A 14,659-nucleotide genomic window follows, 5' to 3' on the forward strand; every position below is an offset into this window, starting at 1 on the left:
CCGGGTTCGGTGTCCGGTTACGGAAAAATCGATGTCTGGCTAACTAAATTTTTTGTCATAGCAACTTCCTGTTACAGACTGGTGATAATCTCGCGATTCCCCTCGATCAAGACCGGCCCGCAAATGCCCAGCCAAGAGCCCTTGCTGTTACGTCACCACCGTCCCTTTCTTGCGTTCTGGTTTGCCCGGATCTTCACTGCCAGCGGTTTTCAGATGCTCACCGTGGCGATCGGCTGGAATCTCTATCAACTGACCGGTAACGTGCTCGACCTGGGTCTGGTCGGTCTGGTGGAATTCGCTCCACGCGTACTGTTCATGCTGCACACCGGCCACGTTGCCGATCGCTACGATCGACGCAAGGTCGCGGCGATCTGCCAGTCGTTGCAAGCCTTGATCGCCCTGGCACTGGCCATCGGCAGCGCTACCGACCATGTCACCCGGGAAATGATCTTTATCCTGGCGTTCCTTCTGGGTGCTGCGCGCTCCTTCGAAATGCCGACCACCCAGGCGCTGCTGCCGAGCATCGTGCCCAGTGCGCTGTTCCCACGAGCGGTCGCCGCCGCGCAGTCGGCGCAGCAATCGGCCACCATCGTCGCCCCGGCGCTTGGCGGTCTGCTTTATGCCTTCGGCAGCGTGTGGGTCTATGGCCCGACGGTCATTCTGTACGTTATCGCCTGCACGCTGATGCTCAATCTGCCCGCGCGGCAAACACCGCTGAACAAAGGCAAGGCGACGCTGGATTCGTTGCTGGCGGGGATTCGTTTCATTCGCAGCCGTCCGGACATTCTCGGGGCAATTTCGCTGGATCTGTTCGCAGTGCTGCTCGGCGGCGCGACGGCGCTGTTGCCGGTGTTCGCCAAGGACATTCTGCTGACCGGGCCATGGGGGCTGGGACTGCTGCGTTCGGCGCCGGCGGTCGGTGCGTTGATGATGTCGTTGTTCCTGGCGCGGTTTGCCGTTGAGCGAAACGTCGGCCGGGTGATGTTCACTGCCGTCGGCGTATTCGGTGTCGCCACCATCGCCTTCGGTTTGTCGACCTCGTTCTGGTTCTCCCTGGCGGTGCTGGTGGTGTTGGGCGCGGCGGACATGATCAGCATGGTGATCCGCGCCTCGTTCGTGCAACTGGAAACCCCGGACGAAATGCGCGGCCGGGTCAGCGCGGTGAACGGCCTGTTCATCGGCGCCTCGAACCAGCTGGGCGAATTCGAATCCGGCCTCACCGCCCACTGGTTCGGCACCGTGCCGGCGGTGGTGATGGGCGGGATCGGTACACTGGTGGTGACCGGAACCTGGATCAAACTGTTCCCGACCCTGGCCAACCGCGACCGGATGCATGTGCCGGTGGATGAGGTGAAGGCCTGACCTTCTCAGGCCAATAACTCCCCCGCTACCTTCGCTCTGGCGGCCTTGCCCGCCAGTTGCTCGACCAGTGTCAACGCAAATGCCAGCGCGGCACCGGAACCCTGGGCGGTGATGCAATTGCCGTCGACCACCACCGGTTGATCGACAAACGTGCAACCGGAGAGGTTATGGCTGGTGGCGGGCAGGCAGGTCATCCGGCGTTGTCGTAATACGCCAAAGCTTTGCAACGCGACCGCCGGAGATTCGGCGATGGCGGCGAACAGGCGTCCGGCGCTGGCCTGGTCCTTGAGCAGTTGTTGCAAGGGCTGATGCGCGGCCAGGTGTTGTGCGCCGACAGCGCCGCCGGGCAGGACGATCAGGTCGAAGGTCTGGGCCAGCACATCAATGAGCATGCCGTCGGCAGTCAGGCGCGTGCCTCGGGCGCAGGTCAGCATGCGCCGGCCTTCGATGCTGGCCGCCACCACTTCGACGCCGGCGCGGCGCAGCACATCGATCAGGGTCACGCATTGCAGATCATCGATGCCCTCGGCGAGGGTAATCAGGGCTCTAAAGGTCATGGGCGCCATCCGCTGGGTGATCTTTAAAGCGTAGTCAGCTTTGCCCTGCCCCGTTCGGCGACAGCCGTTACTTGATGTAAAGCTGGGTCGACATCGTGTTGCGCGGGGCGTTGATCGAGGTGTTGCTGAAGGTAAAGGTGCCTTCCTGACGAGTTGCCAGATCGAAGGCGTACAACGAACCGACGGTTTTACTGCCCGGCGTGCATTCGGTCAGATTGCCGTTATCGAAGGCACAGACCGGGCTCCGGGTGCCGTTCACTTCAAAGCCATCCAGTGCTGCCTGAGGCTGGCTCTGGCCGTAACCGATTTCCAGCACATAGACCTTGATGCCCGGCGCGCTGTGATCGCACCGGGTCTGCACCTGGCCATCGGTAATGTCTTCGAGCCCGCAGGACGACGACTGAACCTTGATGACTTTCACCGCGCTCAATGGCGGTGCCGACGCCGCGAGTGCCGCCGGTACACCGGCCAGCAGCAAGGCCATCAGTCCAGCGGTCTTCATCCAACCCTTGTTCATGCGATCCATCCCCGAAAAAACAGCGCGCAGTATGGCGTAGTTGGCCGTGGTGCAAAACTTCGCCGACGATCGACACCAACATCCGCCATCTTCCTCACGCTGCTGGTATGATGCGCGGCTTTTTCCGGCCCACCACAATTTTCCAGGCGCTTGCGACGGTCTGTGCTTTGCTGTTGAGGTCGATACATTCACGGCGCCACGCGCGCCACGGGGAGCAGACATGCTGGAAAGGCTGTTTCAACTCAAGGCACACAACACCAACGTGCGGACCGAGATTCTCGCGGGCGTCACGACCTTCCTGGCCATGGCCTACATTCTGTTCGTCAACCCGAGCATCCTCGGCGAGACCGGCATGGACAAAGGCGCGGTGTTCGTCGCCACCTGCCTGGCAGCCGCCATCGGCTCCACGGTCATGGGCCTGATCGCCAACTACCCGATCGCCCTCGCGCCGGGCATGGGCCTGAACGCCTTCTTTACCTACACCGTCGTGCTGCACATGGGCCACACCTGGCAGGTAGCGCTGGGCGCGGTGTTCATTTCGGCCGTGTGCTTCTTCCTGCTGTCGATCTTCCGCATCCGTGAATGGATCATCAACAGCATCCCGCTGCCGCTGCGCTCGGCGATTGCTGCCGGTATCGGCCTGTTCCTGGCGCTGATCGCCCTGCACAACGCCGGTATCGTGGTCAGCAACCCGGCGACCATGGTCGGCCTCGGCGACCTGAAACAACCGGCGCCGATCCTCGCCACCCTCGGTTTCGCCCTGATCGTTGCCCTTGAAGCCCTGAAAGTGCGCGGCGCGGTGCTGATCGGCATTCTGGCGGTGACCATCGTTTCCATCGTGATGGGATTCACCCCGTTCGGCGGCGTGACGTCGATGCCGCCTTCGCTGGCCCCAACCTTCCTGCAACTGGACATCAAGGGCGCGCTGGACATCGGTCTGGTCAGCGTGATCTTCGCCTTCCTGTTCGTCGACCTGTTCGACAACTCCGGCACCCTGATCGGCGTCGCCAAGCGCGCCGGCCTGATGGGCAAGGACGGCCACATGCCGAAGATGGGCCGTGCACTGATCGCCGACAGTACGGCGGCAATGGCCGGCTCGCTGCTGGGCACCTCGACCACCACCAGCTACATCGAATCCGCTGCGGGCGTAAGCGCCGGCGGCCGCACCGGCCTGACCGCCATCGTCGTCGCAATCCTGTTCCTGCTGGCGCTGTTCTTCTCGCCACTGGCTGCCAGCGTGCCAGCGTTCGCCACCGCGCCAGCGCTGCTGTTTGTCGCCGTGCTGATGACTTCGGGCCTGGCGGAAATAGACTGGGAAGACATCACCGTCGCCGCGCCGGTCGTGGTCACCGCCCTGGCGATGCCTTTCACCTATTCCATCGCCAACGGCATCGCCTTCGGCTTCATCGCCTGGACCGCGATCAAACTGCTGTCCGGCCGCGCCCGTGAGCTGAACCCGGCGCTGGTGATCCTGTCGATTCTGTTCGTGATCAAGCTGGGTTGGTTCAACGCATGACTTTTGATTCCCAGGCCTACGCCGTACAACTCGAAGACAAGGTCACGCGCCTGCGTGACCTGCTGGCCCCGTTCGATGCGCCGGAACCGACGGTGTTCGACTCGCCTTTGCAAAACTTCCGCCTGCGCGCCGAATTCCGCCTGTGGCGCGAGGGCGGTGAGCGGCACTACGCGATGTTTTCCCAGGACGACAAGCGCACGCCGATCCTGATCGAAGAGTTTCCGATCGCCAGCCTGCGTATCAACCAGTTGATGCCGCAATTGAAGGCGGCCTGGCAGGCCAGTGCAGCGCTGAGCCACAAGCTGTTTCAGGTGGAGTTTCTGACCACCCTGGCCGGCGACGCGATGATCACCCTGTGTTATCACCGTCCGCTGGACGAGCACTGGCACGCGGCGGCCACCAAGCTGTCGGCGGACCTGGGCGTCAGCATCATCGGTCGCTCCAAGGGCAAGCGCGAAGTGCTCGGCCTCGATTACGTGGTCGAGAAACTGGAAGTCGGCGGTCGCACCTTCAGCTATCGCCAACCGGAAGGCGCGTTCACCCAGCCCAACGGCACCGTGAACCAGAAGATGCTCAACTGGGCATACGAAGCACTGGGCGATCGCAGCGACGATCTGCTGGAGCTGTACTGCGGCAACGGCAACTTCACCCTGCCACTGGCGACTCGCGTACGCAAAGTGCTGGCCACCGAAATCAGCAAGACCTCGGTCAACGCCGCTCTGAGCAACCTGGCCGAAAACGCTGTGGATAACGTCACTCTGGTGCGCCTGTCCGCCGAAGAGCTGACCGAAGCGCTGAACGAAGTTCGCCCGTTCCGTCGCCTGCACGGTATCGACCTGAAAAGCTACGAGTTCGGCAGCGTGTTCGTCGACCCGCCACGGGCCGGCATGGACCCGGACACCTGCGAACTGACCCGTCGCTTCGACAACATCCTGTACATCTCCTGCAACCCGGAGACGCTGGCGGCCAACATCGCCCAACTGCACGACACGCATCGCATCACCCGCTGTGCGCTGTTCGACCAGTTCCCGTGGACTCACCACATGGAATCCGGCGTGTTGCTGACCCGGCGTTGATCGCAGGTGCCAGAAACAAGAAAGCCGTCCTGAGCGACGGCTTTTTTGTGCCTGTTCATGGCACGGGATCGATCTTGCGCGGGCGCCCGCCCTTCCTGCCGTTGGCTCGTGCAGCTTCTGCTTTCGCAGTGCTGCTCTGGCGACCGTTGCGAGAAGCGATCACCGAGGCCGCCATGGCCATCAATGGCTGGCTGGCCGAGATCATCCCGGCGATGGAAACCTGTAAATCCTTGCCGTCGTGGCACAGCGCGGTGCCGGCAAAGCCGACGTTCAATCCGCTGAAGTCTTGCGGTTCGAAATCATCGAATTCACGGTAGAGATTCACTGGCAGCAGCACGCCACTGTCGTCCTCGAAGCGAATCACCAGACAGGGTTTCTGAAAGGTCACCGATACGGCTTGCAGGCTGCTGCGACGGCGCACGCCACCACGGTCGACGGCTTCGTCCAGACGTTTTTCCGTGACAGGCCGATCCGCGTGCAACGCGGCTTTGACTGTTTTCATAATTCTATTTCCACTCCCTCGTGAGCGCCGACCAGGGCCAACAAGGTTTTGTTGACCTCTGGCTCGTAATACGCCGATCCAATCCTGAAACTCGTGCTGGTGACCTCCCGCAGCACCGCCACTTGATTCGACTGCCCGTCCCACCACTGATTGTCGAGACAGGCCGTTCGCAATCGAGTCCACCAGATCCAGCGGGCCCGCCGCAGATGATCGGTCTCACGCAGCGACTGGCGCAGCCCTTCAAGCAGGCTGACCGGTGGTCGATGCGACAACGGCACCACATCCCACAGTTCGACGCCGTTGTGCCAGAAACTGAATTTGAAGCGGGCGCTCCAGGCTCCTGCATCCACATGTGCGTGGGGCGGACAATGTTCGTCATGCATCATGATCACCACTGACAGTCCTTTGTAACTGCATACCTTCATGCTACCCATCCGTTAGGTTTAAAGTTTCAACACTTGCCATTCCCTGGAAAATCCGACCATCAGCGCCAACGCCTGCTATGGCCGTTACCTTTCGAGCCTAGTGCGGCAGCCGCAAAAGCCTCGCGCAAAATGGTAAGCAGTTCTTTCGCAGCGACCGCGCATTTGCTACATACGAAGACTCATTCCCCGGTGTAATCAATCATGCAGCGACACTTCGACGATCTTCAGCTGGGCAGCATCGAGTTGTTTTGCCTGGCCGCTGAGTGCGGCAGTTTCACCGGTGCGGCGCAGGCGGCTTCGGTGACGCCGGCAGCAGTGAGCCGCTCGGTATCACGCATGGAAGAACGCCTGGGCGTGCGGCTGTTTGCACGCACCACCCGCAGCGTGAAACTGACCGACAGCGGCCGGCGCTACTACGAAGAATGCAGCCAGGCGCTGGCGCAACTGGTCGAGGCACAACGGGAAGTCATGGGCCAGCAACAGGAACCGTCCGGCACCCTGCGTATCAGTATTCCTACGACCTACGCCCACCATCGGATCCTGCCGCTGCTGCCGGCCTTTCGCGCGCGCTTCCCGCAGGTGAAGGTCGACATGCACATCAGCAATCGCAACATCGACTTCGTCGGCGAGGGTTACGACATGGCGATCCGCGTGCGAGCGATTCCAGACTCAGGCCTGATCGCCCGCCACCTGGAAGACGCGGCGCTGGTGATGGTCGCCAGCCCCGACTACCTGAAACGTGCCGGCACGCCGCAGACACTCGAAGACCTCGAACAGCACGAGTGCATTCAGTACGAGTTGCCCAGCAGCGGGCGGCGGATTACCTGGCTGTTTTACGACGAAGACGCGCCACGGGAAATTCTCGCCGAGGGCAATTTTTGCTGTTCAGACGATGTGCTCGGTGGCGTGACCCTGGCCAGGCACGGCGCCGGGTTGTTCCAGACCTACCGCTTTATCGTCGAAAAGGAACTGGCCGACGGCTCGCTGGTGGAAGTGCTCAAACCCTACAGCGGACGCTCGCGACCGTTCACCTTGCTGTACCCGCAGAATCGCCACATGCCGCTGCGCGTCAGGGCTTTCATCGATTTTCTGGTCGAGCAATTGCCGCACTGATTCCCACCAGTGTGCGATCACCGCACACAAAACCGGGCTGTCGATGCAGAGCAATTGATTAAAGTAACCAGCTAGTACAATTTAACTCCACAGGTCGAAACCTTCGGCCCAAGCCAAAAACAATAAGTGGAGTTTGCCCCCATGCCCCCTATCGTTCTGGTGCTCAACGGCCCGAACCTGAACCTGCTCGGCACCCGTGAACCGGCAACCTACGGCCACGAAACCCTGGCCGACATTTCTGCCCTGTGCGGGCGCGCCGCTGAAGAATTCGGCCTGGCCGTGGAGTTTCGCCAGACCAATCACGAAGGCGAACTGCTCGACTGGATTCACGGCGCCCGCCAGCGCTGCGCCGGCATCGTGATCAACCCGGCCGCCTGGACTCACACTTCGGTAGCGATTCGCGATGCCCTGGTCGCCAGTGAATTGCCGGTGATCGAAGTGCACCTGTCCAACGTCCACGCCCGCGAACCGTTCCGTCATCACTCGTTCGTCTCGGCCATCGCCACGGCGGTGATGTGCGGCTTCGGCAGCCACGGCTATCGCCTGGCCCTGGAACATTTCAGCCAGCGGCTGAAGGGGTGATCCGCATGAATCGTAACAACGTGATACTCGCCGGGCTGATCGGCGCCGGCATCCAGGCCTCTCGTACCCCTGCCCTGCACGAACACGAAGGCGACGAACAGGGCCTGCGTTACCTGTACCGCTTGATCGATCTCGATCAACTGCAACTGGACAGCAACGCCCTGCCCGACCTGCTGCTGGCCGCCGAGCGGATGAACTACACCGGGCTGAACATCACCTTCCCTTGCAAGCAGGCAATCATTCCGCTGCTCGATGAATTGTCTGCAGAAGCCCGGGGCATCGGCGCCGTGAACACGGTGGTGCTGAAGGACGGCAAGCGCGTCGGCCATAACACCGATTGCCTGGGTTTCGCCGAAGGTTTTCGACGCGGCCTGCCAGACGTCGCCCGCGAACGCGTAGTCCAGATGGGCGCCGGCGGCGCAGGCGCGGCAGTCGCCCACGCCTTGTTGAGCGAAGGCGTACAGCAACTGAGCATTTTTGATGTGGACGTGGAGCGCGCCGAAAGTCTGGCGAACAACCTCAATCAGCATTTCGGCGCAGGCCGCGCGGTTGCCGGGCATGATCTGGCGAGCACGTTGAGTCAGGCGAATGGCCTGGTAAACACCACGCCGATGGGCATGGCCAAATTACCCGGCATGCCCGTGCCAGCGGCGCTGCTGCGACCCGAGTTGTGGGTAGCGGAGATCGTGTATTTCCCGCTGGAAACCGAACTGCTGCGCAACGCCCGCGCCCTGGGTTGCCGAACCCTGGATGGCGGCAACATGGCGGTGTTTCAGGCGGTGAAGGCGTTTGAGTTGTTCAGCGGCAGGGTGCCGGATGCGCAACGGATGCTCGCGCATTTTCAAAGCATGAATGGATAAAACCGTGAGGGGGCGACGCCCCCTCGACTTCGGTCACGCCTGCAGGTAGCGCAGTACCGACTCGCAAATCATCTCGCGATGACGCTGTTTGATACTTTCGTCCGGCAGGTCGATCTGAAAGATCTCACCGAACGTGTGGCGGTTCGATACGCGATAGAAGCAGAACGAACTGATCAGCAGATGCACGTCCAGCGCGTCGAGCCCGGCGCGGAACACCCCTTCTTCAGCACCACGACGCAGAATCTCGCCCAGGGAATCGAGGATGGTGTTGTTCATTGCCTTGATCGCGTCGGAACGCTTCACGTACTCGGCGTTGTGGATGTTTTCGATGCTGACGATCCGCACGAAATCGACATTGCGATCGTGGTGATCGAATGTGAACTCCACCAGACGCCGGATCGCTTCCACCGGCGGCAATTCGGCCAGGTGCAGACGGTTTTCGGTGCTGCGGATATCGCCGTAGAGCTTCTCCAGCACCTCGACGTACAACTGCTCCTTGCTGCCGAAGTAGTAATAGATCATGCGCTTGGAGGTGTGAATGCGCTCGGCGATCGCGTCCACGCGAGCACCGGACAGACCCTGCTGGACGAACTCGACGATCGCCTCCTGCAGGATATTCTCGCGGGTCTTTTCCGGGTTGTTCTTGCGACTTTTGCGCGGCTCTACCGCTGGTAGAACGGGGGCTGCGGAAAGTTCTGAAGTCATTGTCATTGCGGGCTCACGGCCATCACTGCACAGGCTGGCGATTATGGGCCGCGCGCCCCGGTGAAGGAAGCCGCGCGGCCCGTGTTTAATCCCGCGTTTACGAATTTCCTACAACTTCGCCTGGCGAACAGCGCCACTGCGTGATTTGGCCATCGCCGCCAGCCGCACCGCAACGTTGGCCGCGCCGTAACCGGCGTAACCGTTCTTGCGCTGGATGATCTCGAAGAAAAAACGCCCCTCGAACGGCTCGGTATAGACGTGGAACAACTCGCCACCTTGTGCGTCGCGGTCGTACAGCACGTTGTAGTACGCCAGCTCGCTGAGGAATTCGTCATCGAAATCGAAACGCGCCGCCAGATCGTCGTAATAGTTGAGCGGGATGTCCAGCAGCGGCACGCCCGCCTCTTTCGCCCGGCTGACTTCGGCGAAAATATCGTCGCAATCGAAGGCGATGTGATGTACCCCGGAGCCGCGATAACTCGACAGCGCGTGCGAGATCGCGGTGTTGCGGTTCTCGGAAATGTTCAGCGGCAGACGGATCGAACTGTCTCGACTGCGCAGTGCGCGGCTCTTCACCAGCCCGTACGGATCCGGCAACACCACTTCGTCATCGGCCTCGAAATCCAGCAGGCTCTTGTAGAACAGCACCCAACTGTCGAGGCTGTCTGCCGGCAGCGCCATGGCCATGTGATCGATGCGTTTGAGGCCGCCACGCGCCACTGCATCCGGCAGCAGATTGAAGTCGGTGCCGTAGACATCCGCCTCCTGATCCACCAGGTAAATCAGGCTGCCATCCGGCGCCCGCACCGCCGCCAATTCCAGCTCGTTGGGGCCGACCAGTCCGCGATACGGCTGACCTTTATAAGCGACGGCGCGGGCCAGCGCGCTGGCGCTGTCCTTGACCCGCACGGCGGTGGCGCACAGCGACGGGCCGTGGGCCTCGAAAAAGCTGTGGCCGAACGAATAGGGTTCGGAGTTGAGGATCAGGTTGATATCGCCCTGGCGCAACAGGCTGACGCTCTTGGAACGATGCTGGCCGGCCTTGACGAAGCCCAGCCGTTCCAGCCAGTTCGACAGCTTGGCGCCGAGGCTTTCATCCACGGCGAACTCAAGAAACTCGATGCCGTTGTATTCGCTGGCCTTCGGCGTTTCAAAGAGGATTTCGCGGTTATCCACAGGGCGGATTTCCTGCTCCAGACGCTGGCGGGTTTTCTCCTCCAGGTACAGCAGCGAACGCAGACCGTCGGCGGCATTGGCCCGAGGCGGTGCGGCGCGGAAGCCGTCATTGAAGATTTCCAGCGACAGCGGCCCGGTGTAGCCACTCTGGATGATCGGTGCGAGAAAACCCGGCAGATCGAATTCACCCTGCCCCGGGAAGCAGCGGAAATGCCGGCTCCACTCCAGCACGTCCATCGCCAGGATCGGCGCGTCGGCCATCTGCACGAAGAAAATCTTGTCGCCGGGAATCTCGGCGATCGCCCGTGGATCGCCTTTCAGCGACAAGGTGTGGAAGCTATCGAGCAACACGCCGAGGGCCGGATGGTCGGCCTGACGCACGATGTCCCAGACCTGTTGATAAGTATTGACGTGACGGCCCCAGGCCAGCGCTTCATAACCGATGCGCAAGCCACGGGCGCCGGCGTGTTCAGCCAGTAGACGCAGGTCGTCGATGAGGATCTGTTGATCGCCGATACTGTCGGGGGAGGCGTTGCTGCAGACCAGCACCAGGTCGGTGCCCAGTTCCTGCATCAGGTCGAACTTGCGCTCGGCCCGCTCCAGGTTACGCTCCAGACGATCACGGCGGCAGCCTTCGAAATCGCGGAACGGCTGGAACAGGGTGATGGCAATTCCGAGATCGGCGCACATCTGCCGGATTTCCCGGGGGCTGCCGTCGTAATACAGAAGATCGTTCTCGAAAATCTCCACCCCGTCGAACCCGGCGGCGGCAATGGCTTCGAGTTTTTCCGGCAGGGTTCCGCTCAAGGAAACGGTGGCAATGGATCGCTGCATGTTTCAACTCCCGGTGGAGACGTCGGCTACGAAAACTGCGCCGCTTTTATAGGGTGAGCGAATTATTGGTCCCGGTTTTTCATTGAGCAATTTAAACTGTACTACCCGGTTAGTTTTGCGTGCGATTATCGAACACAATGCCGGTTTGGCGAATTGACGATTTTTCGTCCACTGCCCAACATCCCTCTCACCTTGAGTCCGGAACTGAACCACCGGTCGCAGCGTGCACAAAAAAAGCACACCAAATAACAAATCCAAAAACGGGTGGAACACATGATTCCTTCACAGACTTCCCGCATGGCTCCGGCCATGAGCACTGCCACGGGTGGCATAGGCGACAAGATCCGCGGCGCCATGGCCGTCGGCAAGACCCGTTGGGGCATGCTGGCGCTGGTGTTTTTCGCCACCACCCTGAACTACATCGACCGCGCCGCCCTCGGCGTCATGCAGCCGATCCTCGCCAAGGAAATGAGCTGGACGGCGATGGACTACGCCAACATCAACTTCTGGTTTCAGGTCGGCTACGCGATCGGCTTCGTGCTGCAAGGACGGCTGATCGACCGGGTCGGCGTCAAACGCGTGTTCTTCTGCGCGGTGCTGCTCTGGAGCCTGGCCACCGGTGCCCACGGCCTGGCGACTTCGGCGGTGGGCTTCATGGTCTGCCGGTTCATCCTCGGTCTGACTGAAGCGGCCAATTACCCGGCCTGCGTGAAGACCACGCGCCTGTGGTTTCCGGCTGGCGAACGTGCGGTGGCCACCGGCATCTTCAACGCCGGCACCAACGTCGGCGCGATGTTCACCCCGATGCTGCTGCCGCTGATCCTTCACGTGTGGGGTTGGCAGGCCGCGTTCCTGTGCATGTCGGCACTGGGCGGGATCTGGCTGCTGTTCTGGGGCCTGAAGTATTTCAACCCGGAAGATCACCCGAGCGTCAAACAGTCGGAGCTGGAATACATCCAGAAAGAAGTCGAACCGGAACAGGCCCGCGTGCCGTTCTCGAAAATCCTGCGCATGCGCGGCACCTGGGCCTTCGCCCTCGCCTACTCGCTGACTGCGCCGGTGTTCTGGTTCTACCTGTACTGGCTGCCGCCGTTTCTCAATCAGCAATACAACCTGGGCATCAACGTCACCCAGATGGGCATTCCGCTGATCATCATCTACGTCACCGCCGACTTCGGCAGCGTGGGCGGCGGGATTCTGTCTTCGTTCCTGATCGGTCGCGGCATGAACTCGATCAAGGCGCGGCTGCTGTCGATGTTCCTGTTTGCCTGCTGCATCATCGGCGTGGTCATGGCCGCCGGCTCCGCCAATCTGTGGATCGCCGTCGCCGCCATCTCCCTGGCCATCGGCGCGCATCAGGCCTGGACTGCAAACATCTGGAGCCTGGTGATGGACTACACGCCCAAGCACATGATGAGCACGGTGTTCGGTTTCGGCGGCATGTGCGCGGCGATCGGCGGGATGTTCATGACCCAGATCGTCGGCCATATCCTGACCGTCACCAACAACAACTACACCGTGTTGTTCACCCTGATCCCGGCGATGTACTTCATCGCGCTGACCTGGATGTACTTCATGGCACCGCGCAAGATTCCTACCGTCACCGAGTAGCCCTTCAATACTGAGAAGCCGTCCTGCATCAACCGGCCTGATTTCAGGCCGGTTTTGCTTTCAGCGCCGGCTCTGCTGCCACGCTGCCGCCAGTCCGCTGCAACAGATCACCGCGATCCCGATCACCGTCATCAGGGTCGGTGTGTGAGCAAACAGCAACCAGCCCAACAATCCCGCAAACACGATCTGGCAATAACCGAACGGCGCCAGCAACGCCGGTGCGGCATGGCGGAACGCCTGGGTCAGAAACAGGTGTGCGGTCATCCCACAACTGCCCAGCGCCAGCATCAACAGCGCATGCCCCAGGCTCGGCACCTGCCAGAAGAACGGCACCAGCGCACTCATCACCAGCGTGTTGCACAACCCGGCGAAAAAGTTGCTGGTGGTCGGGCTGTCGATTTCCGCGAGCTTGCGGGTGAGCAACTGATAGAAGCAGAAAAACAGCGCCGAACAGAACGGCAGCAGAATCGCCGGGGTGAACAAATCACCGCCCGGATGGACGATGATCAGCACACCGATGAACCCGCACACCACCGCGATCCACTGACCGCGCGTCACCCGTTCCTTGAGCAACGGCACCGACAGCGCCGTCACCAGTACCGGCGCAAGAAAGTTGACCGCCGTGGCCTCGGCCAGCGGGATGTACAGCAACGCCGTGGTGAAAAACAGGCTGGTGCCCAACAGGCACAACGCCCGCGCCAACTGCCACAACGGACGTTTGGTGCGCAGCACGCGCAGACCGGACTGCGGCAGGAAAATCCCCGCCATCAGCAGCGTGTGCACCAGATACCGCGCCCACACCACCATGACAATCGGATAAAAACCCGAAAGGTATTTCGACAGCGCGTCGTGACTGGAGAACAGGAAGGTTGCCACGACAATCAGCAAGATCCCCTTGAAGGGTTGGTTGACACCGGAAAGCGGAGTGCTGACGGTCATTGGCTCTCTCTGAATGAAAAATAAACGGTGACGAGGACGCGTGCGCCCTCGCCCCTTGGAGCAGACTTAAAGCCGGGCCAACAATTCCCGCGTCCGGTCGATTGCCATTTGCGCCCGCTGCAAACCACTCACGCCTTGCTCCAGCAATTTGACCGTGGGAATTTCCAGACTCAGGGGAAGGTTAGCCGGAAGACTGCGCAACAAGCCGATCAAGTCACAATCGCCCTCGCCGGGAAACTGTCGTTCATTACGGGCCTGACGCAAGATCTCGGCCATGTCCGTCGGCCTCGGCCCGGCAACATCGCACAACTGTGCATAGCGCAGCCGCGAGGCCGGCACTCCGACCAGATCTTCCAGCCGCGATCCGGAACGGTCGAAGTGAAACGCGTCGACCAATACCGCCCCGTTTTCGCGCCCGGCGTTGTCGACGATGCGCAACGCCTGTTCGAGATTGCGCGCATCGGTCCACGGCATGAACTCCAGATGCGGGTGCAAACCGTAGGGCGCCGCCAGATCGCAGAGTGCCGCAAAATTATCGGTGAGCCGCTGCTCGTCGGGATCGTTACCGGCGACCAGTAATTCACTGGCACCGAACTCCGCGCCGACGCTCAGCAGCTGCTCGAAATCCGCCACCAGCGTCTGCGGTTTCAAACGCAGGATTTCCACGTCGAGCACGCCGATTCCGGTGTCACGCAAACGCGCCAGTGTCTGACGCCGCAAATCGCCATCGGCTACCAACGGGAAGTGATATTCCTCGGGCGTCGCCGGCTCCAGGCGCAGGCCGACATGGCTGTAACCGGCACGGGCCGCGACCTCGACCATGTCAGGTGGCGACAACTCCAGCACGGTCAGGCTGGCCAGGGACAGAATTCGTTCGCTCATGG

The 14,659-nt window shown here is 61.3% G+C and carries 15 protein-coding genes; 7 read left to right on the forward strand and 8 right to left on the reverse strand.

The window, feature by feature from the left end:
- The first annotated feature begins 123 nt into the window (after positions 1-123).
- Positions 124-1,362, forward strand: coding sequence for an MFS transporter (locus tag QR290_RS25490; protein ID WP_289203846.1), 1,239 nt, complete (start codon positions 124-126; stop codon positions 1,360-1,362).
- 5 nt (positions 1,363-1,367) lie between these two features.
- Here QR290_RS25490 and QR290_RS25495 read toward each other — a convergent pair whose 3' ends face one another.
- Together QR290_RS25495 and QR290_RS25500 are read right to left on the reverse strand one after the other, a co-directional pair.
- Positions 1,368-1,919 carry a DJ-1 family glyoxalase III gene (locus QR290_RS25495; protein ID WP_289203847.1) on the reverse strand — a complete coding sequence of 184 codons (552 nt, stop codon included), beginning with the start codon at positions 1,917-1,919 and terminating at the stop codon, positions 1,368-1,370.
- A 67-nt stretch (positions 1,920-1,986) separates the two neighbouring features.
- Positions 1,987-2,436 carry a DUF4879 domain-containing protein gene (locus tag QR290_RS25500; protein ID WP_289203848.1) on the reverse strand — a complete coding sequence of 150 codons (450 nt, stop codon included), beginning with the start codon at positions 2,434-2,436 and terminating at the stop codon, positions 1,987-1,989.
- A gap of 220 nt (positions 2,437-2,656) precedes the next feature.
- Between QR290_RS25500 and QR290_RS25505 the strand changes: the two genes are divergently transcribed.
- Both QR290_RS25505 and trmA read left to right on the forward strand, forming a co-directional pair.
- A complete protein-coding gene (locus tag QR290_RS25505) occupies positions 2,657-3,952 on the forward strand; it encodes an NCS2 family permease (RefSeq protein ID WP_064599583.1) in 1,296 nt (431 codons plus the stop codon).
- On the forward strand, positions 3,949-5,028 hold the full coding sequence (gene trmA / locus QR290_RS25510) for a tRNA (uridine(54)-C5)-methyltransferase TrmA (protein WP_115079283.1): 1,080 nt from the start codon (positions 3,949-3,951) through the stop codon (positions 5,026-5,028). The genes QR290_RS25505 and trmA overlap by 4 nt, the downstream gene beginning before the upstream one ends.
- Before the next feature lie 55 nt (positions 5,029-5,083).
- Here trmA and QR290_RS25515 read toward each other — a convergent pair whose 3' ends face one another.
- Positions 5,084-5,530 (reverse strand): hypothetical protein, encoded by a 447-nt coding sequence (locus QR290_RS25515; RefSeq protein ID WP_115079284.1) that lies wholly within the window; start codon positions 5,528-5,530, stop codon positions 5,084-5,086.
- The gene (locus QR290_RS25520) at positions 5,527-5,955 is read right to left on the reverse strand and encodes a DUF4160 domain-containing protein (RefSeq protein WP_115079285.1); all 429 of its coding nucleotides are present in this window, start codon (positions 5,953-5,955) and stop codon (positions 5,527-5,529) included. Before QR290_RS25520 ends, QR290_RS25515 begins: the two co-directional genes overlap by 4 nt.
- 201 nt (positions 5,956-6,156) lie before the next feature.
- Between QR290_RS25520 and QR290_RS25525 the strand changes: the two genes are divergently transcribed.
- The 3 genes from QR290_RS25525 (at position 6,157) to QR290_RS25535 (ending at position 8,510) form a co-directional block, all read left to right on the forward strand.
- Positions 6,157-7,068 carry a LysR family transcriptional regulator gene (locus QR290_RS25525; protein WP_115079286.1) on the forward strand — a complete coding sequence of 304 codons (912 nt, stop codon included), beginning with the start codon at positions 6,157-6,159 and terminating at the stop codon, positions 7,066-7,068.
- A 141-nt stretch (positions 7,069-7,209) separates the two neighbouring features.
- A complete protein-coding gene (gene aroQ / locus QR290_RS25530; protein ID WP_011336043.1) occupies positions 7,210-7,650 on the forward strand; it encodes a type II 3-dehydroquinate dehydratase in 441 nt (146 codons plus the stop codon).
- 5 nt (positions 7,651-7,655) lie between these two features.
- On the forward strand, positions 7,656-8,510 hold the full coding sequence (locus QR290_RS25535) for a shikimate dehydrogenase (RefSeq protein ID WP_115079287.1): 855 nt from the start codon (positions 7,656-7,658) through the stop codon (positions 8,508-8,510).
- A gap of 33 nt (positions 8,511-8,543) precedes the next feature.
- Here QR290_RS25535 and QR290_RS25540 read toward each other — a convergent pair whose 3' ends face one another.
- Both QR290_RS25540 and quiC read right to left on the reverse strand, forming a co-directional pair.
- Positions 8,544-9,221, reverse strand: coding sequence for a TetR/AcrR family transcriptional regulator (locus QR290_RS25540; protein WP_007958797.1), 678 nt, complete (start codon positions 9,219-9,221; stop codon positions 8,544-8,546).
- A 102-nt stretch (positions 9,222-9,323) separates the two neighbouring features.
- Positions 9,324-11,225, reverse strand: a complete 1,902-nt coding sequence (gene quiC, locus QR290_RS25545) for a 3-dehydroshikimate dehydratase QuiC (RefSeq protein ID WP_115079289.1) — start codon at positions 11,223-11,225, stop codon at positions 9,324-9,326.
- A 273-nt stretch (positions 11,226-11,498) separates the two neighbouring features.
- On the opposite strand from quiC, the gene QR290_RS25550 reads away from it, so the two are divergent.
- The gene (locus QR290_RS25550) at positions 11,499-12,836 is read left to right on the forward strand and encodes an MFS transporter (protein WP_007958787.1); all 1,338 of its coding nucleotides are present in this window, start codon (positions 11,499-11,501) and stop codon (positions 12,834-12,836) included.
- Between the two features lie 60 nt (positions 12,837-12,896).
- Here the strand turns inward: QR290_RS25550 and QR290_RS25555 are convergent, their stop codons facing one another.
- Entirely contained in the window at positions 12,897-13,775 is an 879-nt protein-coding gene (locus tag QR290_RS25555) for a DMT family transporter (protein ID WP_007958785.1), read from the reverse strand.
- 66 nt (positions 13,776-13,841) lie between these two features.
- Entirely contained in the window at positions 13,842-14,657 is an 816-nt protein-coding gene (locus QR290_RS25560) for a sugar phosphate isomerase/epimerase family protein (RefSeq protein WP_289203849.1), read from the reverse strand.
- Positions 14,658-14,659: the final 2 nt, after the last annotated feature.

The sequence above is a fragment of the Pseudomonas fluorescens genome (assembly GCF_030344995.1).
Classification (GTDB): domain Bacteria; phylum Pseudomonadota; class Gammaproteobacteria; order Pseudomonadales; family Pseudomonadaceae; genus Aquipseudomonas; species Aquipseudomonas fluorescens_BF.

Excerpts from the sequence above, each read along its gene's own strand:
- QR290_RS25490 (WP_289203846.1), top strand. The coding sequence starts at position 124 with ATGCCCAGCCAAGAGCCCTTGCTGTTACGTCACCACCGTCCCTTTCTT.
- QR290_RS25495 (WP_289203847.1), bottom strand. The coding sequence starts at position 1,919 with ATGACCTTTAGAGCCCTGATTACCCTCGCCGAGGGCATCGATGATCTG.
- QR290_RS25500 (WP_289203848.1), bottom strand. The coding sequence starts at position 2,436 with ATGAACAAGGGTTGGATGAAGACCGCTGGACTGATGGCCTTGCTGCTG.
- QR290_RS25505 (WP_064599583.1), top strand. The coding sequence starts at position 2,657 with ATGCTGGAAAGGCTGTTTCAACTCAAGGCACACAACACCAACGTGCGG.
- trmA (WP_115079283.1), top strand. The coding sequence starts at position 3,949 with ATGACTTTTGATTCCCAGGCCTACGCCGTACAACTCGAAGACAAGGTC.
- QR290_RS25515 (WP_115079284.1), bottom strand. The coding sequence starts at position 5,530 with ATGAAAACAGTCAAAGCCGCGTTGCACGCGGATCGGCCTGTCACGGAA.
- QR290_RS25520 (WP_115079285.1), bottom strand. The coding sequence starts at position 5,955 with ATGAAGGTATGCAGTTACAAAGGACTGTCAGTGGTGATCATGATGCAT.
- QR290_RS25525 (WP_115079286.1), top strand. The coding sequence starts at position 6,157 with ATGCAGCGACACTTCGACGATCTTCAGCTGGGCAGCATCGAGTTGTTT.
- aroQ (WP_011336043.1), top strand. The coding sequence starts at position 7,210 with ATGCCCCCTATCGTTCTGGTGCTCAACGGCCCGAACCTGAACCTGCTC.
- QR290_RS25535 (WP_115079287.1), top strand. The coding sequence starts at position 7,656 with ATGAATCGTAACAACGTGATACTCGCCGGGCTGATCGGCGCCGGCATC.
- QR290_RS25540 (WP_007958797.1), bottom strand. The coding sequence starts at position 9,221 with ATGACAATGACTTCAGAACTTTCCGCAGCCCCCGTTCTACCAGCGGTA.
- quiC (WP_115079289.1), bottom strand. The coding sequence starts at position 11,225 with ATGCAGCGATCCATTGCCACCGTTTCCTTGAGCGGAACCCTGCCGGAA.
- QR290_RS25550 (WP_007958787.1), top strand. The coding sequence starts at position 11,499 with ATGATTCCTTCACAGACTTCCCGCATGGCTCCGGCCATGAGCACTGCC.
- QR290_RS25555 (WP_007958785.1), bottom strand. The coding sequence starts at position 13,775 with ATGACCGTCAGCACTCCGCTTTCCGGTGTCAACCAACCCTTCAAGGGG.
- QR290_RS25560 (WP_289203849.1), bottom strand. The coding sequence starts at position 14,657 with ATGAGCGAACGAATTCTGTCCCTGGCCAGCCTGACCGTGCTGGAGTTG.